The organism is Leisingera sp. ANG-DT, from assembly GCF_000813785.1.
GTDB lineage: Bacteria > Pseudomonadota > Alphaproteobacteria > Rhodobacterales > Rhodobacteraceae > Leisingera.
The window spans coordinates 53629-75211 of record NZ_JWLE01000013.1 but is presented as its reverse complement, the minus strand read 5'-3'; the positions used below and the strand labels follow the sequence as shown (position 1 = coordinate 75211).

The window sequence follows — 21583 nt, the reverse complement described above, 5'->3', positions numbered from 1 at the left end:
CAGGCCTTAGCCGCTAACCGCGGAAGAGGTGCTGGCCAGTGAGCCCACCGGCGCCAGCAGCAGCGAGATGGTTTTGGTCCACTGGGCGTATGGTGCTTCGGTAACATACAGGGTGTCGTCGTCGCGGATCACAAAGTCACGTGCCATGAACAGCCCGTTCGGCTGGGTCAGATTCAGCACATAGACCATCCGCTGTGCGCCGATCAGATCGTCCCGGCCCAGCACCTGGTTGGCGATCTCGGCGGGTTCGTTGCGCAGCACAAAGACGCCGGTCGGGTCTGCAGCAGTAGAGATCAGGCCGCCGACCTGGGCAATCGCTTCCAGCGCCGACAGGTCCTGGCTTTCAAACGGCACCCGCGCCTGAGCGGAAGTGGCGCCTAATGCGGTGAAGGAGCGGGTGTCTTCTTCCACCAGAATGCGGTCGCCACCGCGCAGGGCTACGTCCAGCTCCGGATGGTCAAAGAGGTCCTGGAACCAGATCTTTCCCTTTTCCTGACCGCGGATCACGGTGACTTGGGCAATTTCCGGCTGGATCGTAACGCCGCCGGCCTGTGCCAGCATCGCTGACAGGGTCCGGGTTGGGCGTTCGATCGGGTAAACACCCTGGCCGCCAACGGCGCCTGTCAGGCTGACAGTGGCACCGTCGCCTGCAAGGCGGCGCACCTGCACCTGCGGGTCAGGTGTCTGGTCTTCCAGCTTTTTGGTGATGGTTTCACGCAGCTGGTCCGGAGTGTTGCCAGACGCGCGCAGGCGGCCGGCATAGGGCACAAAGATAAAGCCGGCGCTGTCGACCTGCACCTCTTCCAGCACTGTGGCGTTGGTGGCCTCGGCCGCCAGCAGCCCGTCATCGACGTTTTCCCAGACAGTCAGCCCCAGCACGTCGCCGGGACGGATCGTGTCAGAGGTCAGCTTGCCTGCGGAGGTGAACCCGGAAGAAAAGCCCAGAGCGGGGACCACGGCGGTTGCCCGTGCGACGCGGTCATTGACCGATACGATGAAAGCATCGCCTTCGCGCTGCACCGAGCCGGCAAATATCTGGCGCTTGTTGGGGCCGACTTTCGGCAGCCCGCAGGACGCAGCAAGGGTCAATGCTGCCAGCATTGCCACGGGGCGCGCCCAGCGAAGGGGAACGGATTTCACTGCTCGGTCTCCTCGACCTGTTATTGTTTGCCTCAAGTTTTACCGGCAACCTAACCGGCTGGCAGTAAAAAATCCAGTCTTTGGGAAAAGCCGGGTCAGGTCACCAGGCGCAACTGTTGCCGCGGTGCCGCTGTCCCCAGGCGCAACGCGTCATAAGGATCTTCATCTGCAAGCATCATGTCTGCAACCTGGCGCAGCAGCTGGCGGCGGCCTTCACGGGAGTAATAGCCGCCCGGCACCTGCGAGGTTTCCAGGAGGAACCGGCGGTAATCCTTGTAGGCGCGGCTGTCGGGACGGCAGGGGGCGGCAAAGAACTGGGCCAGCGGCTGTTCCGATACGAACTCCGGTTTGCCGTAGACCGCGCGCCCGAAGACCCGCAAAGGTATGCCGCGCCACAGCACCTGCTGCCCCGCGGTGGAGTTGACAGTCACTGCAGTGCGGGCCTCGTTCAACAGCTGCGCCAGCTTGCCGCCACGGACATAGTGCACCCGGCCCGAGATGCCCTGCTCCCGCGCCAGGCGGCGCAGCGTGCGGCGCACCTGTGCCCGTCCGTCCTCCAGCGGATGCGCCTTGATCACCAGGTGATGGTGGCGCGGCGCCCCCTCGGCAAATCCGCGGATCACTTCATCCAGGAAATCGCGCATGCTGTTGAAAGGCGAATGTTTCTGGAAGGAGCTGTCATGCTCCAGCTGCAACAGCGCAAGGTGATAGGGAAAGCCGCCATTGCGGATGCGCTGCTCCGCCAGCCGCCGTTCCAGGGCCTGCACGGGCATCAGCAGCAACCGCTTGAGGTACAGCTGAAATTCCTTGGTCACCGGCAGCGCCCGGTGCGGACGGAAGTTGCGGTACTTGCGGTTCCGGAACATCACGAACCAGTGGTAAAGCGCGCCATAAAACACATGCTGGCGCATGTCGCCCCAGTGTGCAGGGGGCAGCGGTGCCTCCATGTCTGACAGTGCCAGCGCTTCCTGCATCCCGGGCACTGTCATGTCCATCAGCCGCGAATGCCCATTGGCGCCACCGCGCTCATAGGTGACCCAATAGGGCCGCAGGTAACCTTCCTCGAACACATGCACTGTGATCCCGCGTTGCCGTGCGGCCTCAACTGCGGCCGCATGAATGGGGCGGGTGTCCCCGTACAGGACGATGTCCGTGACACTGCGGCTGTCCAGCAGGCCGGTCAGAAATCCGGGCCACTCCTGAGGGCGTCCGGTAAAGGGAATATAACTGTCCCTGCCACGCCAGAATGCCTGGTCGCCTGCATTGAACCCGACCCGCGCAACCTCGCACTCAGCGGTGCGCAGCATCCGGCCAAGCGCCGCAAAGAATGGACCATGCGGGCCTTGCAGGAAAAGGAAGCTGCGGTGTTTCACAGGGGCGTTTGGCATCACGAGAAAGGTTTTACAGGAGCATTTTCAGGATTTGATTATCATTTGACTGGGGCGAAACTATGGCTGTGCGCACCGCAAACACAAGCCGGGGCTTGTGAAGGCTGCGCCGCTTGGCTACCTCTGCGGCAGGAATGACATATGACCTGCGGGGAGCGCACCCATGTTTACTGGCATCATCACCGATGTGGGCACCATTGCCGAACTGGAACAGCAGGGCGACTTGCGCGCCCGCATCCGCACCGCCTATGACACTGCCACTATCGACCTCGGCGCCTCGATTGCCTCTGATGGCGTTTGCCTCACCGTGATTGCGCTGGGCGACGATTGGTACGACGTGCAGATCTCGGCAGAGACCGTGTCCAAGACCAACCTGGACAGCTGGATCGTCGGCAAGCGTGTGAACCTGGAGCGCGCCCTGAAAGTCGGCGATGAGCTTGGCGGCCACATTGTCTCTGGCCATGTGGATGGTGTCGCCGAAGTGGTGGAGATGAAAGACGAGGGCGACAGCACCCGCGTCACCCTGCGCGCGCCGCAGGCTCTGGCCCGCTTTATCGCGCCCAAGGGCTCCGTCGCGCTGAACGGCACCTCGCTGACGGTGAATGATGTGGATGGCTGCGATTTCGGCATCAATTTCATTCCGCACACCAAGGAAGTCACCACCTGGGGTGACGTGAAGCTGGGCGACCGCATCAACCTGGAAATCGACACCCTGGCCCGCTACGTCGCCCGGCTCCACGAGGCAGGCTGAACGAGCCCGCCCCTTCATCTTTCCTAAAATACTCCGGGGTGAGGCCGGAGGCCGAGGGGCAGCGCCCCTCAGCAACCTGTGCATCCATGCACAGGACGCGTCCGGACGTCCGGTTGCCGTTTGCAGGACTGGCATTTGCCGCCGGCCTGGGCTATCTGGCTGGGAAAGAACCCGCAGTGCCAGGCGTGCTGCCCATGCGCATTGAAAGGCTGCCATATGAGCTTTGAAACACCGGGGCCGGTTGAGTCGCAATTGCGCGATGCCATCAGCCCGATTGAAGAGATCATCGAAGAGGCCCGCCAGGGCCGCATGTTCATCCTTGTCGACCACGAGGACCGGGAAAATGAAGGCGACCTGGTGATCCCCGCGCAGCACGCTGATGCCGCTGCGATCAACTTCATGGCGACCCACGGCCGCGGACTGATCTGCCTGACCATGCCAGCCGAGCGGATCGAGGAACTGGGCCTGCCGATGATGGCGCTGCACAACTCCTCGCGTCACGAGACCGCCTTCACCGTCTCGATCGAAGCGCGCGAAGGTGTGTCTACCGGCATTTCTGCTGCTGACCGGGCGCTGACCGTGGCCACTGCCATTGATCCTGAGAAGACCGCCGCCGACATTGCGACCCCCGGCCATGTGTTCCCGTTGCGCGCGCGCCGGGGCGGGGTGCTGGTCCGTGCGGGCCACACCGAGGCCGGCTGCGATGTCGCCCGTCTGGCGGGCCACTACCCGTCCTCCGTGATCTGCGAGATCATGAAGGAAGACGGCACCATGGCGCGTCTGCCTGACCTGGTGGAATATGCGCAGAAGCACGGGTTGAAGATCGGCACCATCTCCGACTTGATCACCTACCGCGCCCGCAACGACAACCTGGTGGTGGAAACCTCGCGCGAAACCGTCAACTCCGAAATCGGCGGCGAGTGGGAAATGCGGCTGTTTACTGACCAGACCCACGGCATCGAGCATGTGGTGATGATCAAGGGCGACATTACCGCGCCGGAACCAGTGCTGGTGCGCACCCACGCGCTGCATGAGGCGACCGACATTCTGGGCCTCGGCCCCAAGTCCGCCCGCCAGCTGCCCCGCGCGATGGAGATCATTGCCGAGGAGGGCCGCGGTGTCGTGACCCTGTTCCGCCAGCCGCGCAATGCGCTTTATGCTAATGAGGACGAAGGACCGCGCACGGTAACCATCAAGCAGACCGGTATCGGTGCCCAAATCCTGTCGAGCCTGGGCCTGCACGAACTGGTCCTGCTGACCGACTCGCCCTCGACCAAATATGTCGGGCTGGACGCCTATGGGCTGTCCATCACCGGCAGCCGCCCCATTCTGAAGGACGCTTGAAATGGCTGGACATGAAACCCACTACACCCTGCCGCGCGCGGAATTCGACAAGCCGGTGAAACTGCTGATCGTTGTCGCACCCTATTACAAGGATATCGCCGACAACCTGGTTGCGGGCGCCGCGGCGGAGATCGAAGCCGCAGGCGGCACGTTTGAAATCGTTGAAGTGCCCGGTGCGCTGGAAGTGCCGACCGCCATTGCGATTGCCGACCGCACGTCCAACTTCGACGGCTACGTGGCGCTGGGCTGCGTGATCCGCGGCGAGACCACCCACTATGAGACCGTCTGCAATGACAGCTCCCGCGCGATCCAACTGATGGGGCTGCAGGGCCTTTGCATCGGGAATGGCATTCTGACCGTGGAAAACCGCAAGCAGGCAGAAGTGCGCGCCGATACTGCCGATCAGAACAAAGGCGGCGGCGCGGCTGCTGCGGCCTTGCATCTGATCGCACTCACGCGTAAGTGGGGCGCCCAGACCAAAGGCATCGGCTTCAAGGCGCCCGCAGGGGCCTACCAGGTTGCCGGTACAGACAACGGATCCACCAGCGCATGAGCACCCAGGACAGCCGCCCCAAGGGCAACGGCAAGAATCAGATGAGATCGGCAGCGCGGCTATACGCCGTGCAGGCGCTGTTCCAGATGGAACACAGCGGCCTCACCTTCGACAAGGTGATCGTCGAGTTTGAGGACCACCGTTTCGGCGCTGTCTATGAGGGCGACGAGATGGCGGAAGGCGACACTAAGGTGTTCCGCCAACTGGTGCGCGAGGCGGTAAACCATCAGGCGAAGATCGACCAGATGACCGACCGGGCGCTGGTGGCGAAATGGCCGATCGCCCGCATCGATCCGACGCTGCGGGCGCTGTTCCGCGCCGCCGGTGCGGAGCTGACCCAGTCCGACACCCCGCCCAAGGTGGTGATCAACGAGTTTGTCGATATCGCCCGCGCCTTCTTCCCTGAAGGCAAGGAGGCGAAGTTTGTCAACGCCGTGCTCGACCACATGGCGCGCGAGGCCCGGCCGGAAGCCTTCTGATTTCCTTCAGACCGCCGCGGACCGGCGGGCCTTGTCCTTTTTGCTCCGTGTGCCGCTCAGGCTGCGGGTCACCGGTGCTTCCACAATCTTGTGAAACAGGACACCTGCGGCTGCTGCGGCAATGATTGAGGCTGCAAAGGCAATCAGGGCCACGCCCGGGCCTGCGTCAAGGCCTTTGATGATCTTGGCGAAGAGTTGGGTCACGAAGAAATGCGTCAGGTAGATGGAATATGACGCGTCGCCCAGGAGAGCCAGGATCCTGTTGTGCCTGATGCTGCCTTCAAGCAGGAGCACGCCAGCCGTAAGGGCCAAATAGGGCAGGCCGTAGAGCAGGCTGCGGTGCAATCCCGGGATTTGAGCCAGCAGAATGACGGCTCCGATGCCAGCGCACACTAACAAGACACCGGTCCGGCGGTTGCGGCGGCCTCGCCATATCAGGGCAAGGATCATACCGGCGGCAAACTCCAGAAGGATCGGCGAGGTATAAAACGCGGCCAGCGTTCCATTGGAAAACGGATGCAGGCAGACCGCGGCCGCAAGAACGGCCAGAACAAAGGCAGTCCGGTGCGCAGGCAGCAGCAGGCTGGCTGCAAACAATGCGTAAAAAGCCATTTCATAGTTTAAGGTCCAGCCGACAAAGACGATTGGCTGAACCAGCCCGTTGGACTTCTCAAACGGTATGAACAAAAGCGATTTGATCAGTTGGACCGGATCCGAAGTGGTTGCCTGCAGTAGTGATGGCGCTGCGATGGAAATCGCGAAGACCAAGAGGGTAATCAGGTAATATACCGGAACGACGCGGATCATTCTCTTGGCGGCAAACTCTCGGGCGGTCATTTGGTCATGGGTCGTGTAGACCATGACGAAACCGGAAATAATAAAGAACAGGTCTACGCCGCTTGCTCCGAACGCCAGAGGTTCAAAACTGATGTTCCCAGCCCTCAGGACAGAGCCTGCGTGGAAAACAACTACGCCCATTGCCGCGATTGCGCGAAGATACTGGATGTTGTGAACCTGAGGTTTTCCACGAACGGAAGGCGTGCCTGCGTTTTTGCCTTTGGCTAAGGCGGTGGAAAATTCTGTCATTTTGAATTTCCTGAACTGGTTCAAATCATGAAATTAGGAAATGGCTTCCCTTCGGCTTACAACCTATGGTGTGTTTGCCGCAAGCCGGATCGCCACGCAGATAGGCGTGAAAAGGCAAAGTTTCGCCTGCTCTTCAATTTTGTGCTGATGCGGCAAACAAGCGCTGGACGCCGCCGCAAAGGCTGATAACCTCCTCTTGCTTATCTGGGGGACTTGAGATGCCTGAACTGGTGAAAATGTATATCCGCAACGTGGTGATCGGCTTTGGGATCGCTGCGGCTTTTGTGGCAATGCTTCTGTGGTTCAACGTAATGAACCTCTGGGCGCTGGTCTCCGCCTCTGACGTCGGGCTGCTGGCGGTGTTCCTGCTGTGGTTCATGAATGGCATCGTGTTTGCAGGCGTTCAGTTCGCTTGGGCAGTGATGGCCATGGCAGAGAAAAACGATGGCCCCCGCGGTGGCACCCCGGTGGCGCATGATTTCCAGCCAGTGCGCGTCCCGGCAGAGGAAACCTCGCGCCAGCAGCGCCAACTGCGCCGCCGCTGAACCGCTCTCAAGCACACATTCCGCCGCGCTTTCCACCTGGAAGGCGCGGTTTTTGTTTGTGCTGAGGGGAAAAGCGGCGGGACCACCAGTCAACCGTGCGGCTTTGATTCCCGAGGACCTGTATATACAGGTGGGCGCCAGGTAAACGGACCAGGATCCGGACAGAGCCAGCTCCCTCGGAATTGCTTAAGGCCACCGGAATGCTGCCTGTCACGAGAAGGGCAGAACCCGCCAAGCCCGTAAGTAAGCTGCCAGAGGCGCCGATACAAGGGGGCAGGCCGCATCCGGCAGCGTTTCGCGGCAAAAGCGCGGCATTGCATTTTGTTCCCCAATTGTTCACATTTGCCCGCATGATGGAAGATCTGCAACCAGGACAGAAACTCGCCCGCGGCGTGTCGCGCTATCTGCGGTCGCTTGGCTATGCGCCGCTGGAGGAATTCGTGCCGGCCCGCGGGTTGCGAGTTGATGTGATGGCGCTTGGCCCCAAGGGCGAGCTTTGGGTGATCGAATGCAAGTCCAGCCGCGCCGATTTCCAGTCCGACAGCAAGTGGGAGGGGTATTTGGAATGGTGCGACCGCTACTTTTGGGCGGTGGACATGGATTTCCCAACAGAGCTGCTGCCCGACGGCACCGGGCTGATCATTGCCGATCCATACGATGCAGAAATCATCCGCATGGCGCCGGAGGATAAGCTGGCGCCGGCCCGGCGCAAGAAACTGGTTCAGAAGTTCGCCATGGACGCTGCCCGCCGCCTGCAGGTCCTGCGCGATCCGCGTCCGGGCAAGGATGGGCTGCTGATAGGCGGCGCAGCAGAGGAACAGCCGGACTGGTGATCCGGGCTGCGGGCGCCTTGGGCCAGGCAGCGCACCTGCGGCGCGCTGCGGGCGGCTCTGCCGGTTCAGGCCCTTGCGTTCAGCGCGGCGGGCTGGTGCAGCAGCGCTATGGGGGCGTTCGGGTCAGTGGCGACACCAATCGCTCCGCCTTGGGCGACATTGGTGAAGGTAATGCTGCCGCCGGTATCAAAACTCAGTGTCAGTGTGTCGCCGTCGCGGCTGGTGCTATAGGCGGAGGCCCCCATCTCACGCAGCTGCACGACAGCATTTGCGCCCTCTGTCAGCTCGACAGTGTCGTGGCCGTCGCCATGGCTGTACTGCAGAGCCACGGTGCCGCCCTGCAGGGTGAAACGGTCGTCGCCGCTGCCGCCGCGCGCGGCCAGGGTCTCGCCCACCTGCAGAGTGATCTGGTCATCACCGCTGCCGCCGCTGACCTGAGCATAGTTGCTGAGCGCCTGGCGCATCTTTTCCGCTGCCGGTGCGCCGGGATTGAACGCTGGTGCCGGCCCCTCTTGCCAATCACGCAGGGCGCGTTGCGCCGCGACTGAAATCATGTCGTTGCCCGCACCGCCGCGGATGCGCGACACAAGTGTAGCCGCCACCGCAATGCTGTCATTGCCATCTCCCGCTCGGACCCCGCGAAGTGTGCCCGCCTGGATGGCGATTGCGTCATCGCCGCCGCCAGTGCTGATGTTGCGGGCGTGGCGGGCACGGATCGAGACCGAATCCGCATTGGCAAACTGCGCCTGCCAGCGGCCACGGCCCGGGGCGTTCTGGTGCCCGAAGGCGTTGCCCTGCATGCGTCCGAACCTGCGCCCATAACCAAAGCCCCGGCCTTCAAAAGGCTGGGCGGACGCGCGGTCTGTGTGAATGCCCTGCACAATGCGCCCTTCCAGCGCCACGGCATCAGCCCCGTCGCCGGTGGCAACCTGCCGGATGACATCGGCGCGCAGTTCCACGCTGTCATCGCCTGCGGTTGCCGCCGTACCCGCCACGGTGGCGGGAATGTCCTGCGGCGGGGATTGCGGCTGCTCTGCTGCTGGCTGCACCGGGGCTTCACCCTGTTCTTCGGGCAGTCCGGTCAGCAGGATCAGTGCGACAGAATTTTCCGGCCAGGGCTGAGAGGCCAGTGCATGCAGCGCCTTGGCCATTTCAACAATGCGCTTCTCATAATAGCTGGCTTCCGGGCTGGCCACGCTGGCCTGAGTCACCTCCTGAGGCGGCAGGACCTCCACTTCGGGCACGGGAGCGGGCTGCAGCGCGACGGTCGCCTCCGGTGCAGCGGGTGCCGCTATGGCGCCAGGCTGCGCTGCGGCTTCAGGAGCGGGCGCAGGGGGGGGGACAGGGGCAGGGCTTGCCGGTGCACCGCCCAGTTTCACAACTGCGGTTTGCACCTGCGGTTTCTCCCAGCCGTGCGCCGCCGGCGGCAGTCCTTCCGGTCCGCGGCGGCCCTGGCTGCCGAACAGCCCGTTGGCCTCCTGCTGCAATTCATCGGCGCTCACGCCGAGGGCAGGGTTTATCCCGCCCAGAGAGGCGCTCGCGCCGCTGGTCACGGCGGTCAGCTGCGCCGAATAGAAGAAGGGGGTTGCTGCGCTGCTCGTCAGGTTCACCATTGTACTCACTCCGATAACTGGCTGAGCACAAGGGTGAGCCTTGGGGCTTTAGATAGATATAATAGCTAAAATTGCAGTTCAGAAAATTCGCGTGAAAACAGCGTCGGATTTTCCGAAAGCTTGCCTTATTTGACTGTGCGGGCCGCCTGCGCCGCAGCGCGAAGCTCGTCGGCAATCTCTTCTGCTTCTTCCGGGTCAAAGTCCATCGGGATCTCGACGCCGCCCGCCTCGATGAAGATCCGCACCATGCCCTGGTCGGTCGGCCCGATCTGCATGTTTGCTTCCACGTCGCGTTCGGTATTGATGCCCATTTTGCACTCCACTGGCGGCCAGCTGCTTGAATGCTGGTGCTAGCCGGGTACAGGCTGAAACACAAGCCGGGTTTGCGCTACACTGTCAGCATGATGGATGTAACGCTGCGCCGATTCGCCCCTACTGACATGCAATGGCTGGTGGCCCGCCACCAGGATATCTATGCCCAAGAGGCCGGTTTCGACGGCAGTTTCGGAACGCAGGTCGCGGATATCGTGCACAGCTTCTGCGCAAGTCATGACCCGGTTTGCGAACGCGGCTGGATGGCGGTCAGCGGCAAGGAACGGCTGGGCACGGTGTTCTGCATGAAAAAGACCGAAGATACCGCGCAGCTGCGGCTGTTCCTCCTGACGCCCAAGGCGCGCGGCAAGGGGCTGGGCAAGCGGCTCCTGCGCGACTGCATGGAGTTTGCCCGGGGTGCGGGCTACCGCGGCATGATGCTGAAAACGCACGAAAGCCACCGCACGGCCTGTGCTCTGTACCAAGCCTTCGGCTGGCAGTTGCAGGACAGCCGCGCAGTGCGCAATTACGGTCAGGATCTGGTTGAACAAACCTGGAGCCTGTCGTTTCAGGACGCAGTGGCCTGAGCAGGGGCGGGCGGAAAATTAGGTTTGAATGCAAGCGGTTGTGGACAACTTTCCGCGGTCTCGCCTGTGCCGCCCGGGAACTGGAGAATGTGCAATCTGGTACAGCGGATTTCTGAAACAGAAAGGCGAAAAACCTCTTGCACGCCTCTGGAGCGTGCTATAAACGGCCCCTCAGTGCCGCCTTAGCTCAGTTGGTTAGAGCGCTGGATTGTGGATCCAGAGGTCCCCCGTTCAAGCCGGGGAGGCGGTACCATCTCCCCAAAAAAGAATACTGTTCCAGTTCGCCAGACACCGCTTGCTGCTGTCGGTGAGCGGCGCTGTCTGATCGCGTCGGGTGTTGTTTCCTCGGCAGGATGCCTGCTCCGGTCTGGAGGTATGCATACAAGAAGAGGGCCGCCGCACAGAGATGCGGCGGCCCCATCTGGTCCCGGCAGTTATCAGAGCGGAAGTGCCGATTCTTTGCTCAACCGGCAGGAGGGCTTAGTTGCTTCCGGTCGAGGTGGTCGTGGTAGTGGCCGTGCCGTCATCGCCATCGGCAATCAGCGCAATGAACAGGACGCCGCCGATGGCTGCGGCTGCTGTACCTTCCGTCAGTCCGGTGTTCGGCAGGCCGCTGGTATTGGTCTGTGCCACGGCTTCTGCGCCAGGTGCCTGGCAAGTCACTTGAAGCGAACCGTCCGGCAAGTAGCTGGCGGAGACGGGCACACCGGCGCCACAGGCCAAACGGCGCTTGGCTTCCTCCAGTGCGGGGTCGGCCTGGGCCAGGGCCGCTTGTCCCGCGAGAGTAAGCGGAAGGATGAGTGAAGCTGCCTGCAAGATACTGGTGCGCATGGAAAAACAACCTTATGCTTTACGATGTGTAAAAGTTAACCGGCGGCTTGGCTCCGGGCAATATAGCTGCCTGGCAGCGGCATTGCTCCGGCGGGATGCTGCCAAGATGCGCCGTAGAATGAGCGGTTTCAGACCGTAGCGAGGGTATCAATATGTTTCAAACAGCCATCAGAAGCTTGGTTGCAGGCATGACCTGTCTGGCAGTGGGGAGCGTTCCGGCACTGGCTCAGGCCCCGGTGACCTATTCAGTGGTAATTCCTGCTGGCGAGTACGGTTCAGCAGCGTTTCTGGGGGAGCTTTTGGCCACATTGGCTGCCGCCAAGGCGTTTTGCCGGGCCACTGGTGATTCGGCGCTTCAAGTGGACTGCCTGTCGGAACGGCTGGAAACCGCCGCCGGTGGAATCCCGGAAGGCACCGATTATGATGAGGTGCGCGAAGTGCTGAAGGACACTTCCCAGCGGCTCAAGCGGCTGGCACGCCAGAACAGCGATCCGGCCCGGGGCCGGGTCTCTGTGACCAGCACAGCAAACCCGGCGGAACGCACCAGCCGTCCGCTGATCCCAGTCAATTCTGCGGCGCAGGCGGCAGTGAATCTGGAAGCAACCCGCATTCTGGATGAGGCTGCCACAATTCTTTTGCGCAGTGCAGAAGCTGCGCAGGAGCGGCAAACCCAATACGCCCAGATCGCCGCAGCGATCGATTCCAACAAGGTGCTGCTGAGGTCCTGACCGGTCCCGGCTCAGTCGGTGATCTGAACTTCCTGACGCAACGCGCCGCTCTCGCGGTCAAAGATCAGGATACGGTTGTCCTGGCTGACGACGGCGATCCAGTCGCGCCCAAGTGTCACCGCTTCGGCCTCCACGCCCTCGGGCAGGGTGATTTCTGCGGGCAGCGGCGCGTCAGTGTCTTGCAGGCGGATGACAAGCAGCGAGATAATCACTACAAGCCCGCCAATCATCACCACGGTCAGCGTGGTCACCAGCCGCCGCAGGAACCGGATCTGCGGCGGCTCCGTTTGGATTTCGGTCTCGGAAGGATCAGTCATGGGCAGCCGCCGGATTGAGTTTGTCATCGCGGAAAACCCGCCTAAGCGGCTTGATAAAGCGGTTTCGCGCGATGTGCCAGAGGAGGCGTCGCTGTCGCGTACCCGCCTGGCCCGGCTGATCGAGGAGGGCGCGCTGATGGTTGACGGCGCCGTCGTGCAGGACCCAAAGGCCAAAATCGCCGAGGGCGCGCAGATTGCTATCCAGGTGGAAGAGGCCGAGGACAGCCACATCGGCCCAGAGGATATTCCGCTGGAAATCGTGCATGAGGACGACGACCTGATTGTCATCAACAAGCCCGCAGGCATGGTGGTGCATCCGGCGCCGGGGTCGCCTTCCGGCACTTTGGTTAACGCACTGCTGCATCACTTCGGCGGCAACCTTTCCGGCGTCGGCGGGGTCAAACGCCCCGGCATCGTGCACCGGATCGACAAGGAAACCTCAGGTCTCCTCGTGGTGGCCAAATCTGACGCTGCCCACCAGGGGCTGGCGGCGCAGTTCGAGAAGCACACGGTGGAGCGCTACTATCAGGCCGTCTGCTATGGCGTGCCGGACGGCAACGATCCCCGCCTGCGCGGCGTGAAGGGCGCCAGTTTCGAGCCGGGCAACATCCTCAAGCTCACCACCCAGCTGGCCCGCCACAAGACCGACCGCCAGCGCCAGGCGGTGCTGTTTCAGGGCGGCCGCCACGCGGTGACCCGCGCCCGCATCGTCGAAAGTTTCGGCACACCGCCCAGTCTGGCGCTGATCGAATGCTGGCTGGAAACCGGCCGCACCCACCAGATCCGGGTGCATATGGCCCATGCCGGCCACGGGCTGATCGGCGACCCCACCTATGGCGGCCGCCGCAAGCTGGCTGCCAAGACGCTCAGCGAGGCCGGGCAGGCGGCGGTGCAGGCCTTCCCGCGCCAGGCTTTGCATGCGGCGGTTCTGGGGTTTGATCACCCGGTGAGCGGGGAGGCTCTCAGGTTCGAGGCGCCGCTGCCCCCGGATATGGCCGCATTGCTGGACGCCTTGCGCCAGTAAACTGACAGCAAATAAGCGTGTTCCCTCCTGTGACGCAATTCACAGACGAAAAGACTCGGGCTACCATAGAAGAATTCCTTAAGCGGTCCTTGAAAAGGGCTTAGCGCTATCACATATGCGCTAATGTTAAGTCCTTATACATTTTGGGAGGGACACTTTATATGGCGAATTATGCAAACCTGCCTGCCCCGACGCCCGAAGGCGGCCTGAACCGGTATCTCCAGGAAATCCGTAAGTTTCCACTGCTGGAGCCGGAAGAGGAATACATGCTGGCCAAGCGCTGGGTTGAGGAGCAGGATGCGGCTTCGGCCCACAAGATGGTCACGTCCCATCTGCGGCTGGCGGCCAAGATCGCCATGGGCTACCGCGGCTATGGCCTGCCGCAGGCCGAAGTGATCTCTGAGGCGAACGTCGGCCTGATGCAGGCGGTGAAACGCTTTGATCCGGAAAAGGGTTTCCGCCTGGCAACCTATGCCATGTGGTGGATCCGTGCCTCGATCCAGGAATATATCCTGCGCTCCTGGTCGCTGGTGAAGCTCGGCACCACCTCGGCGCAGAAGAAGCTGTTTTTTAACCTGCGCAAGGCAAAGGCCCGCATCGGCGCGCTTGAGGAGGGCGACTTGCGCCCCGAGAATGTCGCGCAGATTGCTCATGACCTTGGCGTAACAGAGGACGAGGTTATCTCGATGAACCGCCGCATGTCCGGCGGCGATGCGTCCTTGAATGCCACTGTCGGCTCTGAGGGCGAAGGCACCATGCAGTGGCAGGACTGGCTGGAGGATGAAGACGCCGACCAGGCCGGCGATTATGAGGCCCGTGATGAGCTGGAAGCCCGCCGCGAGTTGCTGGCCGAGGCGCTGGACGTGCTGAACGACCGGGAGAAAGACATCCTGACCCAGCGCCGGCTGATGGATCAGGCCGTCACGCTGGAGGACTTGAGCACGCAGTATAATGTCAGCCGCGAACGAATCCGCCAGATTGAAGTGCGCGCGTTTGAAAAGCTGCAGAAGAAGATGCGCGACCTGGCGATGGAAAAAGGCATGCTGAACGGCGCCTGATCCGGAACGCAATAGAACGAATGAAAGGCGGTGCAGTGCACCGCCTTTTTTGTCATCTGACAATGATGCTGGCTTTACGGCAGTGGTTCTGCCGTAATGTTTCGCGCGCGAAACATTTGGTCATATGTGCTGACCTGTCTTGCTGGCAAATGCTGGCGGGGAAACCTGTCTGGCACGGGCCTGGCGAACTGCTGGGTGCGCGGCTGAATGGGCGTGGGCTGGCAGAATTGCTGGCTGAGATGTCTAGACGCGGCTGGCTGAAATCACGCTGGTTGCTGGCGAGGCTTGCTGTCTGGCTGCCCTGACGGGTGGCTGGAGCGCTGGCTGCTTGCGGCCTGGTGATTCTGGCTTGCTTGCAATTTCTGTATTCTGTGTAGCCGGGAGGGGCAGGGAGGTCAACGGAAAATGCAATGAAATCAAATAGTTGATAGATTTACTCGGAAATTGGCGGCAGCCGCCTCTGGTCAGGCAGACCTAGTACGCCTAAATTTACGCCTCTGGCACAGGAGGAAGGGTCATGGCAGGCGGCTGGGCGCAAGACGGCGCGGTGAATGAGCAGATCGAAGCCTCGATCAATGACGAACTGGCACGGATGAAGGCGCAGAAACGCCCCGTTGGTGAAAGCCTGACCCATTGCGCCGAATGTGAGGAGCCGATTCCGGAGAAACGCCGCATCGCCATCCCCGGCGTCAAGCTGTGCATCGAGTGCCAGCAGGAGCGCGACGGCGCCCAGCAGGCCCGCGGCGGCATCAACCGGCGCGGCTCCAAGGACAGCCAGCTGAAGTAATCATACCTGGCGTCAGCGCCCGAGGGGTCTACCGGGCAGGGGCGGTTTCGGGCGGCGAATACCGCAGCGCCGGCAGAACGCGGCCCAGCCAGCGCAGCTTGCCGTGCTGCTCAATCCACATGGCATAGGCCACATAGGCCGGGTCCTCGGACAGGTGCCGCTCCTCCGCCTTGGCGCGTAGCAGGTAGATGCCGTTGATCCCAAGAAGCAGCAGCGACAGGCGCAGCGCTTCGCCTGCCCCTTCAGTGGTGAAGAACGGCACTGACAACAGCCACCAGGAGATGTTCTTGAACAGATAGGACGGGTGGCGGGTCCAGCGGTAAGGGCCGTTGGTGATGATGCCGCGGTGCGTCAGGTTGGAAAACCGGATGCCGAATGAGGCATTGGCCCAGGCCCACAGCAGCTTGGCCGCAATGATGACGCTGCCCCACAGTGCAACTCCAGGACCCCAGCCGCCCAGCATGTCCAGCCAGCCCAATCCATCGTTGTAGTCCAGGTACTTGCGCCCGATGATCGAGAAGAACGGCACATACATTGCCAGCGTCACCGCCCAGCCCCAGAACAGCGGGTTGCAGGAGCGGATGTGGGAATTGGTAAGCCTGAGCGTCAGAACATAGCCGATGCTGACAAAGGCCAGGTCGATGCCAACTGTCAGGCGTCCCATGTAGTGGACGAAGGCGGGGAAGGAATCCACCGCGGCGGCCAGCGGGGTTTTCAGCAGATAGGCGGCGTTGCCGCTGAAATAGACAAACATCAGCGGCAGGAAGAACCCTTTGATAAGCCAGCCTAGGGCATAGTCCCGCAGAACCTCCCAATCCACCTTGTCCAGCTGCCCAAGAAACAGATAGCCCGCATGCTGGTAACCGTCGCCGGGGGCCTCCATCCGCAAATCCACCACGATGAAATAGGGCACTGCCAGAGCCAGAAGAACCGGCAGAGCGATGCGGCAGGCCTCCCAGAACGGTGTATAGAAACTCCGGTGGTATTCCGGAAACAGCCAATAGGCGGCAGCGATCACGGCCAGCGTGCCGCAAAGCCCGGCCAGCTTCTGCAGGATCCGCGGCCAGTTGATCTGCTTCTGCCCAAGACGGCCAAGCCCGGTCGCCGGGTCTGAACATGTCCTTAGCCAAAGCAGCTCATGCCCCAGCATCGGCAATGCGGTTGCCAGCATTGCAATTATCCCCGCCTCAACCCTCGCGGTACCGCTGCCGTGCAGCAGGACCAAAGCAGAGACATAGCCCGCCAGCCCAAGCAGCATTGTAAACTGGCTGGTGGCCGAGGGCGGCGGTGCTGACGCGGGCCTGTCACTCATTCTGCTGAAACCGGTTCCTGGTATCACTGTCTCCTGACCCTAGCCCGTTCTGCGGCAGTTTCATCCCTCGCCGCCGCGAACGGCCAAAGCCTCTTCCCCGCTTGCCCTGCCAGTGTTATATCCTGCGCCGGGCTCACAGGCGATGGCGTCGCCGCAGGCAGATCGCTCTGGCCCAAAACCACGCTCCTGTACGCCGGGACTTTCAATCGGGAGATTGAAGGCCCCGCCTTTGCCTCCCAAGACAAGGGAGGCATTCATGGCCTGGTCGCCGGAAAAAACTGAAGTCAAAAGCTGGAATGAATGGGACACGCTGCGCCATGTGATTGTGGGCCGTGCCGATGATTGCCACATCCCGCCGGAAGAGCCCGCGCTGGATGCCAAGGTGCCGGAAGACAGCGACATGCGCGGCCAGTGGGGCCGCCGCCCGCAGGAGACCATAGACCGCGCCAACGAACTGCTGAACAACTTCGCCGATCAGCTGCGCGGCCGCGGCATCCGGGTGGACCGCCCGGTCTCCATCGACCATTCCCAGCCGGTGACCACCCCGGATTTCCACACCGACAGCCAGTTCGGCTGCATGCCGCCGCGCGACGTGCTGCTGACCGTCGGCCATGAGATGCTCGAAGCCACCATGTCCTACCGCTGCCGCTGGTTCGAATACCTGAACTACAGGCCGCTGCTGAAGCAGTACTGGGAGGAAGACCCGAACTTCCGCCACGAGGCCGCGCCCAAGCCGCGCCTCACGGACGCGGACTACCACCCGGATTACCTCAGCGACAAAATCGGGGTGGCCAAGCGGCTGGAATGGGCAGCGGAGAAGTTCTTTGTCACCACCGAGGAAGAGCCCTTGTTCGATGCCGCCGACGTGCTGCGCTTTGGCAAGGATCTGGTGGTGCAGCATGGCTTCACCACCAACCTCAAGGGTATCGAATGGCTGCGCCGCCACTTCCCGGACCACCGGGTGCACACGGTGAACTTCCCGGGCGATCCGTACCCGATCCACATCGACGCCACCTTCACGCCGCTGCGCCCGGGCCTGATCCTGAACAACCCCCAGCGCCGCCTGCCGGAGGAGCAGCGCGAGATGTTCAACAAGAACGGCTGGGACATCGTCGACGCGGCCCAGCCGGCCCACAACACCCCGCCGCCGCTGTGCTATTCCTCGACCTGGCTGTCGATGAATGTGCTGGTGCTGGACCCGAAAACCGTCTGCGTCGAGAAATCAGAGGTCTACCAGGCAGAGCAGATGGACAAGCTGGGCATGGAAGTGGTCGAAGTCGAGCTGCGTGACGCCTATGCCTTTGGCGGCGGTCTGCATTGCTGTACCGCGGATGTCTACCGCGACGGGGAGTGTGAAGACTATTTCCCGCATCAATAAGGCCCTCTGGGACCCCCTGCGCCGTTACCCGGCGCGGGAAACGGCCAGGAAAACATGCGTTTTCCTGGCCGGAATTCTTGCAGAATTCTGGTTGCGCTGTATCCGGGGCGCCGGTCAGAGGTATTCCGGCCCGGTGCGCTTGGGCAGCCCGTCGTCGCTGTTGAACCAGCAGAGCTTCTCTTCATGGGCGACATGCAGGGCCGGGGCAAAGGCCTCCGGGTCTGCCATCGCCGCAACGTAGAAATGCATGGTGCCGGACATCGCCTGCGAGCGGAACGACATGGGCGAGCCGCAGGTGCCGCAAAATGTCCGCTCTACTCCCGGGGATGACCGGAACAGTTTCGGCTCCTCTCCGGTCCATTGCCACTGGCCGTCGGTGACGCCGATATAGGTGGTCATCGGCGCCGAGCATTGCCTTCGGCAGCTCTCGCAATGGCAGTTCACGACCGACAAGACCGGCAGTTCCACGTTGAATGTCACCGATCCGCACAGGCAGCGTCCTTGCATGGGGGCCTCCCTTGGCTGATGGGATCATCCTTGGGCATGGGGTGCTGCATGTCTGGAATGTATGCGAAGCCGATGCGGCTGGCAGCGTCATTTGACGCCTGATGAGTGCCTTTATACCCCGTAGCGTTTTCTCAGCTTGCGTACCCGAGAACTGATCTTGTTCCCTGGCTTGATGCGCTCAGCAAACTCTCTAGTCGGCTTGTACCAGGACTTGTCCTTGTCGCTGTACTTCCATAGCTGGCCCTGACTGTCGGCGACGTGGCGGAAGCACTCCTTGCGCTGTTTGCCTGGTTCGTCTTTGCCGTGGTACCAGAGGGCTTCATAACAAAGATTGCCCTTGGAGGTTGCATACCATTTGCCGAGGCCGACGCTGTCTTCCCAGATAGCTTGAAAGCTGCCGTCTGGCGCCCAATAGGTGCCGCCCTTGCTCCAGATCCAGGTTTTCCCGGCGTACAGCTTGGCGATGGTTTCACCGCTGACCCCGTTCTTTTTGTCTGGGCCAGCCGCAGAAGCTGGTGCTGCTGCAATGATCGACGCAAACGCCAAAACGCAGATTTTCTTGAACACAGACATCACTTGTACCCTCCAACTGGTGAACGGAGTGACTATACCATAAATTGTTCGGAAATCCGACGGCGTGATTGCAAGCTGTATTAGATTTTGCTGCTTAGAGTGGCCGCCCCTGGTAGCGAATTAGGGTGCAGGTTTAGCCCTGCGGCAGCGCCATCCGCAGGATGTGCTGCGGGCCTGCAAGGCCGTGCGGGTAGATGCCCCCTGTATCCTGAAACCCGCCTTTCAGGTAGCAGCGGACTGCCGCAGGATTCTGCATGTTGACCGTCAGCACCACGGCAGGACGATCCGGGTATTGGGCGGGCAGGTAGGTTTTCAGGGCCGCTACGGCGGCAGTGGCATAACCTTTGCCCTGCGCGCGGCGATCAATCATGAAGCCGCGTAGGCCCAGGGTATTTGCCTCCGCGAAATCATAGGTCTCATGATAAAGACGGTCTGTTTTGAAGAACCCGACCGCGCGGGTGCCGTCGAGGATGGCGTGAAAATCCACGCCGTCCTCATCTTCTCCAAAAGCCTGCGCTACGGTGCCGGAAAAACGGATTTGATCCGGTTCAACCTCAATACGGCTTACTAGGTCAAACTCGCTGCGGGCCACCGGGCGCAGGGCTATTGGCATCAGTCTTCCATCGCTTCCAGCTCGTCAATGAAGCCGGAGATCATCGAAAGGCCCTTGTCCCAGAACTTGGGATCGGTGGCGTCCAGGCCAAAGGGCGCCAGCAGTTCCTTGTGGTGCTTGGAACCGCCGGCCTTGAGCATCTCGAAATACTTGTCCTCGAACCCTTCGCCGCCCTCGGCATAGACCGAGTAGAGCGCGTTCACCAGGCCGTCGCCGAATGCATAGGCGTAGACGTAGAAGGGCGAGTGCACGAAGTGGGGGATATAGGCCCAGAAGGTCTCGTAGCCGTCCATGTACTCAAACGCTTCGCCCAGCGATTCCGCCTGCACCGACATCCAGATGGCGTTGATGTCATCCGGGGTCAGTTCGCCCTCAGACCGGGCGGCGTGCAGTTTGCATTCAAAGTCATAGAAGGCGATCTGGCGCACAACCGTGTTGATCATGTCCTCGACCTTGCCGGCCAGCAGCACCTTGCGCTGCGCCTTGGTTTCAGCGTTGTCGAGCATTTTGCGGAAGGTGAGCATCTCGCCGAAGACAGACGCGGTTTCCGCCAGGGTCAGCGGGGTGGAGGACAGCATTTCGCCCTGTTCCGCCGCCAGCACCTGATGCACGCCGTGGCCCAGCTCATGCGCCAGGGTCATCACGTCGCGCGGCTTGCCCAGGTAGTTCAGCATCACGTAAGGATGCACGTTGGTGACGGTGGGGTGGGCAAAGGCACCGGGCGCCTTGCCGGGCTTCACGCCCGCATCGATCCAGCCGTCCGAGAAGAACGGCGCGGCAATCTCACCCATGCGGGGATCAAAGGCGTTGTAGGCCTCCATCACCGTCTTTTCAGCCTCATCCCAGCCGATGGTGCGGGTATCCTCCAGCGGCAGCGGCGCGTTGCGGTCCCAGACCTGCATCACGTCCAGCCCCAGCCATTTGCGCTTCAGCTCATAATAGCGGTGGGAAAGCTTGGGGTAGGCGGCAACCACTGCCTCGCGCAGCGCCTCGACGACCTCGGGCTCCACGTCGTTGGAGAGGTGGCGGCCGGTCTGCGGGCTGGGCATGCCGCGCCAGCGGTCGATGATCTCTTTCTCCTTGGCCTGGGTGTTGTGGACACGGGCGAAGGTCTTGATGTTCTCGCCAAAGACGCGCGCCAGTTCGCGGGCCGCGGCCTCGCGCTTGCTGCGGTCCTGCTCAGTCAGCAGGTTCAGGGTGCCTTCGATGTTCAGCTCTTCGCCGTTCACGGTGAAGGTGAGGCCCGCGATGGTCTCGTCAAACAGCTTTTCCCAGGCGTCGCCGACAATGCCGAGATCATGCATGAATTTCTCCAGCTCATCCGACAGCTGGTAGGGCTTCATCGAGCGGATGCGGCGGAAAACGCTGTCATAGCGCGCCAGTTCCGCATTGGCGGCCAGATGCGCGTTCATCACGCTGTCTTCGATCCGGTTCAGTTCCAGCGTGAAGAACACCAGCGGGGTGGTGGCGATGGTGACCTTTTCCTGGCAATCGGACAGAAAGGCCGCGCGGTCGGCGTCGGTGGTCAGCTGGTAATAGCGCAGCCCCGCAAAGGACATGATGCGGCCGGCGATGTTGTTGATCTTCTCGTTGCGCTGCACGCATTCCAGCAGCCCGTCTGCATTCAGATCAGCGAGCTTGCCCTCGTAATCGGCGGCAAATGCGGCGCATTCCTTCTCCAGCCACTCCAGGTCGCGGGCCAGTTCGGGGGCGTCCTCAGACGCATAAAGATCGCTGAGGTCCCATTCCGGCAGATCGCCGAGGCCGCCGGAACCGGCAGTGGCGTTTGCGTCGCGGACGGGGAAGGGAAGCTGGAACATGGGG

24 protein-coding genes and 1 tRNA gene are annotated in these 21583 nt (G+C 61.9%); 13 read left to right on the top strand and 12 right to left on the bottom strand.

Annotated elements, in window-relative coordinates; all coding sequences use genetic code 11:
* Positions 1–6: 6 nt before the first annotated feature.
* Positions 7–1140 carry a polysaccharide biosynthesis/export family protein gene (locus RA21_RS14060; protein ID WP_019294725.1) on the bottom strand — a complete coding sequence of 378 codons (1134 nt, stop codon included), beginning with the start codon at positions 1138–1140 and terminating at the stop codon, positions 7–9.
* Between the two features lie 95 nt (positions 1141–1235).
* Complete coding sequence (locus RA21_RS14055) at positions 1236–2528, bottom strand: capsule biosynthesis protein (protein WP_039149929.1); 1293 nt, start codon at positions 2526–2528, stop codon at positions 1236–1238.
* Positions 2529–2691: 163 nt separating this feature from the next.
* On the opposite strand from RA21_RS14055, the gene RA21_RS14050 reads away from it, so the two are divergent.
* The 4 genes from RA21_RS14050 (at position 2692) to nusB (ending at position 5655) form a co-directional block, all read left to right on the top strand.
* Complete coding sequence (locus RA21_RS14050) at positions 2692–3279, top strand: riboflavin synthase (RefSeq protein ID WP_039149927.1); 588 nt, start codon at positions 2692–2694, stop codon at positions 3277–3279.
* A gap of 216 nt (positions 3280–3495) precedes the next feature.
* On the top strand, positions 3496–4623 hold the full coding sequence (gene ribB / locus RA21_RS14045; protein WP_039149924.1) for a 3,4-dihydroxy-2-butanone-4-phosphate synthase: 1128 nt from the start codon (positions 3496–3498) through the stop codon (positions 4621–4623).
* A gap of 1 nt (position 4624) precedes the next feature.
* Complete coding sequence (locus RA21_RS14040; RefSeq protein WP_019294720.1) at positions 4625–5176, top strand: 6,7-dimethyl-8-ribityllumazine synthase; 552 nt, start codon at positions 4625–4627, stop codon at positions 5174–5176.
* Positions 5173–5655 (top strand): transcription antitermination factor NusB, encoded by a 483-nt coding sequence (nusB, locus tag RA21_RS14035; protein ID WP_019294719.1) that lies wholly within the window; start codon positions 5173–5175, stop codon positions 5653–5655. The genes RA21_RS14040 and nusB overlap by 4 nt, the downstream gene beginning before the upstream one ends.
* A 6-nt stretch (positions 5656–5661) precedes the next feature.
* On the opposite strand, the gene RA21_RS14030 is transcribed toward nusB, so the two are convergent.
* Positions 5662–6741, bottom strand: coding sequence for an acyltransferase family protein (locus RA21_RS14030; RefSeq protein ID WP_152610552.1), 1080 nt, complete (start codon positions 6739–6741; stop codon positions 5662–5664).
* A gap of 218 nt (positions 6742–6959) precedes the next feature.
* On the opposite strand from RA21_RS14030, the gene RA21_RS14025 reads away from it, so the two are divergent.
* On the top strand, positions 6960–7286 hold the full coding sequence (locus RA21_RS14025) for a hypothetical protein (RefSeq protein WP_019294717.1): 327 nt from the start codon (positions 6960–6962) through the stop codon (positions 7284–7286).
* A gap of 350 nt (positions 7287–7636) precedes the next feature.
* Positions 7637–8119 carry an MmcB family DNA repair protein gene (locus RA21_RS14020; RefSeq protein ID WP_036761719.1) on the top strand — a complete coding sequence of 161 codons (483 nt, stop codon included), beginning with the start codon at positions 7637–7639 and terminating at the stop codon, positions 8117–8119.
* Between the two features lie 65 nt (positions 8120–8184).
* Here the strand turns inward: RA21_RS14020 and RA21_RS14015 are convergent, their stop codons facing one another.
* Both RA21_RS14015 and RA21_RS14010 read right to left on the bottom strand, forming a co-directional pair.
* Positions 8185–9732: a hypothetical protein gene (locus RA21_RS14015; RefSeq protein WP_039149918.1), complete on the bottom strand. Its 1548-nt coding sequence runs from the start codon at positions 9730–9732 to the stop codon at positions 8185–8187.
* Between the two features lie 125 nt (positions 9733–9857).
* Positions 9858–10043, bottom strand: coding sequence for a DUF6324 family protein (locus RA21_RS14010; RefSeq protein ID WP_019294714.1), 186 nt, complete (start codon positions 10041–10043; stop codon positions 9858–9860).
* Between the two features lie 90 nt (positions 10044–10133).
* Here RA21_RS14010 and RA21_RS14005 point away from each other — a divergent pair, with 90 nt between their 5' ends.
* Both RA21_RS14005 and RA21_RS14000 read left to right on the top strand, forming a co-directional pair.
* Positions 10134–10631 (top strand): GNAT family N-acetyltransferase, encoded by a 498-nt coding sequence (locus RA21_RS14005; RefSeq protein WP_039150078.1) that lies wholly within the window; start codon positions 10134–10136, stop codon positions 10629–10631.
* A gap of 176 nt (positions 10632–10807) precedes the next feature.
* Positions 10808–10884, top strand: a tRNA-His gene (locus tag RA21_RS14000).
* Between the two features lie 227 nt (positions 10885–11111).
* Here the strand turns inward: RA21_RS14000 and RA21_RS13995 are convergent.
* Complete coding sequence (locus RA21_RS13995) at positions 11112–11462, bottom strand: hypothetical protein (protein ID WP_019294712.1); 351 nt, start codon at positions 11460–11462, stop codon at positions 11112–11114.
* A gap of 188 nt (positions 11463–11650) precedes the next feature.
* On the opposite strand from RA21_RS13995, the gene RA21_RS13990 reads away from it, so the two are divergent.
* Complete coding sequence (locus tag RA21_RS13990; RefSeq protein ID WP_241481991.1) at positions 11651–12190, top strand: hypothetical protein; 540 nt, start codon at positions 11651–11653, stop codon at positions 12188–12190.
* An 11-nt stretch (positions 12191–12201) separates the two neighbouring features.
* Here the strand turns inward: RA21_RS13990 and RA21_RS13985 are convergent, their stop codons facing one another.
* Positions 12202–12507, bottom strand: coding sequence for a DUF6476 family protein (locus RA21_RS13985; RefSeq protein ID WP_019294710.1), 306 nt, complete (start codon positions 12505–12507; stop codon positions 12202–12204).
* On the opposite strand from RA21_RS13985, the gene RA21_RS13980 reads away from it, so the two are divergent.
* From RA21_RS13980 to RA21_RS13970, 3 genes are all read left to right on the top strand, one after another.
* Positions 12506–13531, top strand: coding sequence for an RluA family pseudouridine synthase (locus RA21_RS13980; protein WP_039149912.1), 1026 nt, complete (start codon positions 12506–12508; stop codon positions 13529–13531). The two genes, RA21_RS13985 and RA21_RS13980, sit on opposite strands and share 2 nt — an antisense overlap.
* Positions 13532–13692: 161 nt before the next feature.
* Positions 13693–14589: an RNA polymerase sigma factor RpoH gene (gene rpoH / locus RA21_RS13975; RefSeq protein ID WP_019294708.1), complete on the top strand. Its 897-nt coding sequence runs from the start codon at positions 13693–13695 to the stop codon at positions 14587–14589.
* Positions 14590–15106: 517 nt separating this feature from the next.
* Positions 15107–15376, top strand: coding sequence for a DksA/TraR family C4-type zinc finger protein (locus RA21_RS13970; protein ID WP_019294707.1), 270 nt, complete (start codon positions 15107–15109; stop codon positions 15374–15376).
* 28 nt (positions 15377–15404) lie between these two features.
* Here the strand turns inward: RA21_RS13970 and RA21_RS13965 are convergent, their stop codons facing one another.
* Positions 15405–16688: a methyltransferase family protein gene (locus RA21_RS13965; RefSeq protein WP_082008954.1), complete on the bottom strand. Its 1284-nt coding sequence runs from the start codon at positions 16686–16688 to the stop codon at positions 15405–15407.
* Positions 16689–16944: 256 nt separating this feature from the next.
* Here RA21_RS13965 and RA21_RS13960 point away from each other — a divergent pair, with 256 nt between their 5' ends.
* Positions 16945–18066, top strand: a complete 1122-nt coding sequence (locus RA21_RS13960) for a serine/threonine protein kinase (protein WP_039149909.1) — start codon at positions 16945–16947, stop codon at positions 18064–18066.
* Between the two features lie 114 nt (positions 18067–18180).
* Here the strand turns inward: RA21_RS13960 and RA21_RS13955 are convergent, their stop codons facing one another.
* From RA21_RS13955 to RA21_RS13940, 4 genes are all read right to left on the bottom strand, one after another.
* Positions 18181–18573 (bottom strand): GFA family protein, encoded by a 393-nt coding sequence (locus tag RA21_RS13955; protein WP_082008953.1) that lies wholly within the window; start codon positions 18571–18573, stop codon positions 18181–18183.
* Between the two features lie 111 nt (positions 18574–18684).
* Complete coding sequence (locus RA21_RS22025) at positions 18685–19146, bottom strand: DUF995 domain-containing protein (protein ID WP_019294703.1); 462 nt, start codon at positions 19144–19146, stop codon at positions 18685–18687.
* Positions 19147–19279: 133 nt separating this feature from the next.
* Positions 19280–19759: a GNAT family N-acetyltransferase gene (locus RA21_RS13945; RefSeq protein WP_019294702.1), complete on the bottom strand. Its 480-nt coding sequence runs from the start codon at positions 19757–19759 to the stop codon at positions 19280–19282.
* A complete protein-coding gene (locus tag RA21_RS13940) occupies positions 19759–21579 on the bottom strand; it encodes a M3 family oligoendopeptidase (RefSeq protein ID WP_039149901.1) in 1821 nt (606 codons plus the stop codon). Before RA21_RS13940 ends, RA21_RS13945 begins: the two co-directional genes overlap by 1 nt.
* Between the last annotated feature and the right edge of the window lie 4 nt (positions 21580–21583).

What these genes read in the sequence shown, in the direction of transcription:
- ribB (WP_039149924.1), top strand. Translation starts at nt 3,496, where the DNA reads ATGAGCTTTGAAACACCGGGGCCGGTTGAGTCGCAATTGCGCGATGCC.
- nusB (WP_019294719.1), top strand. Translation starts at nt 5,173, where the DNA reads ATGAGCACCCAGGACAGCCGCCCCAAGGGCAACGGCAAGAATCAGATG.
- RA21_RS13985 (WP_019294710.1), bottom strand. Translation starts at nt 12,507, where the DNA reads ATGACTGATCCTTCCGAGACCGAAATCCAAACGGAGCCGCCGCAGATC.
- RA21_RS14030 (WP_152610552.1), bottom strand. Translation starts at nt 6,741, where the DNA reads ATGACAGAATTTTCCACCGCCTTAGCCAAAGGCAAAAACGCAGGCACG.
- RA21_RS14010 (WP_019294714.1), bottom strand. Translation starts at nt 10,043, where the DNA reads ATGGGCATCAATACCGAACGCGACGTGGAAGCAAACATGCAGATCGGG.
- RA21_RS13970 (WP_019294707.1), top strand. Translation starts at nt 15,107, where the DNA reads ATGGCAGGCGGCTGGGCGCAAGACGGCGCGGTGAATGAGCAGATCGAA.
- RA21_RS14055 (WP_039149929.1), bottom strand. Translation starts at nt 2,528, where the DNA reads ATGCCAAACGCCCCTGTGAAACACCGCAGCTTCCTTTTCCTGCAAGGC.
- RA21_RS14005 (WP_039150078.1), top strand. Translation starts at nt 10,134, where the DNA reads ATGATGGATGTAACGCTGCGCCGATTCGCCCCTACTGACATGCAATGG.
- RA21_RS13995 (WP_019294712.1), bottom strand. Translation starts at nt 11,462, where the DNA reads ATGCGCACCAGTATCTTGCAGGCAGCTTCACTCATCCTTCCGCTTACT.
- RA21_RS13945 (WP_019294702.1), bottom strand. Translation starts at nt 19,759, where the DNA reads ATGCCAATAGCCCTGCGCCCGGTGGCCCGCAGCGAGTTTGACCTAGTA.
- RA21_RS13955 (WP_082008953.1), bottom strand. Translation starts at nt 18,573, where the DNA reads ATGCAAGGACGCTGCCTGTGCGGATCGGTGACATTCAACGTGGAACTG.
- RA21_RS13990 (WP_241481991.1), top strand. Translation starts at nt 11,651, where the DNA reads ATGACCTGTCTGGCAGTGGGGAGCGTTCCGGCACTGGCTCAGGCCCCG.
- RA21_RS14020 (WP_036761719.1), top strand. Translation starts at nt 7,637, where the DNA reads ATGATGGAAGATCTGCAACCAGGACAGAAACTCGCCCGCGGCGTGTCG.
- RA21_RS22025 (WP_019294703.1), bottom strand. Translation starts at nt 19,146, where the DNA reads ATGTCTGTGTTCAAGAAAATCTGCGTTTTGGCGTTTGCGTCGATCATT.
- RA21_RS14015 (WP_039149918.1), bottom strand. Translation starts at nt 9,732, where the DNA reads ATGGTGAACCTGACGAGCAGCGCAGCAACCCCCTTCTTCTATTCGGCG.
- RA21_RS14050 (WP_039149927.1), top strand. Translation starts at nt 2,692, where the DNA reads ATGTTTACTGGCATCATCACCGATGTGGGCACCATTGCCGAACTGGAA.
- RA21_RS13960 (WP_039149909.1), top strand. Translation starts at nt 16,945, where the DNA reads ATGGCCTGGTCGCCGGAAAAAACTGAAGTCAAAAGCTGGAATGAATGG.
- RA21_RS14025 (WP_019294717.1), top strand. Translation starts at nt 6,960, where the DNA reads ATGCCTGAACTGGTGAAAATGTATATCCGCAACGTGGTGATCGGCTTT.
- RA21_RS14040 (WP_019294720.1), top strand. Translation starts at nt 4,625, where the DNA reads ATGGCTGGACATGAAACCCACTACACCCTGCCGCGCGCGGAATTCGAC.
- RA21_RS13940 (WP_039149901.1), bottom strand. Translation starts at nt 21,579, where the DNA reads ATGTTCCAGCTTCCCTTCCCCGTCCGCGACGCAAACGCCACTGCCGGT.
- rpoH (WP_019294708.1), top strand. Translation starts at nt 13,693, where the DNA reads ATGGCGAATTATGCAAACCTGCCTGCCCCGACGCCCGAAGGCGGCCTG.
- RA21_RS13980 (WP_039149912.1), top strand. Translation starts at nt 12,506, where the DNA reads ATGGGCAGCCGCCGGATTGAGTTTGTCATCGCGGAAAACCCGCCTAAG.
- RA21_RS13965 (WP_082008954.1), bottom strand. Translation starts at nt 16,688, where the DNA reads ATGAGTGACAGGCCCGCGTCAGCACCGCCGCCCTCGGCCACCAGCCAG.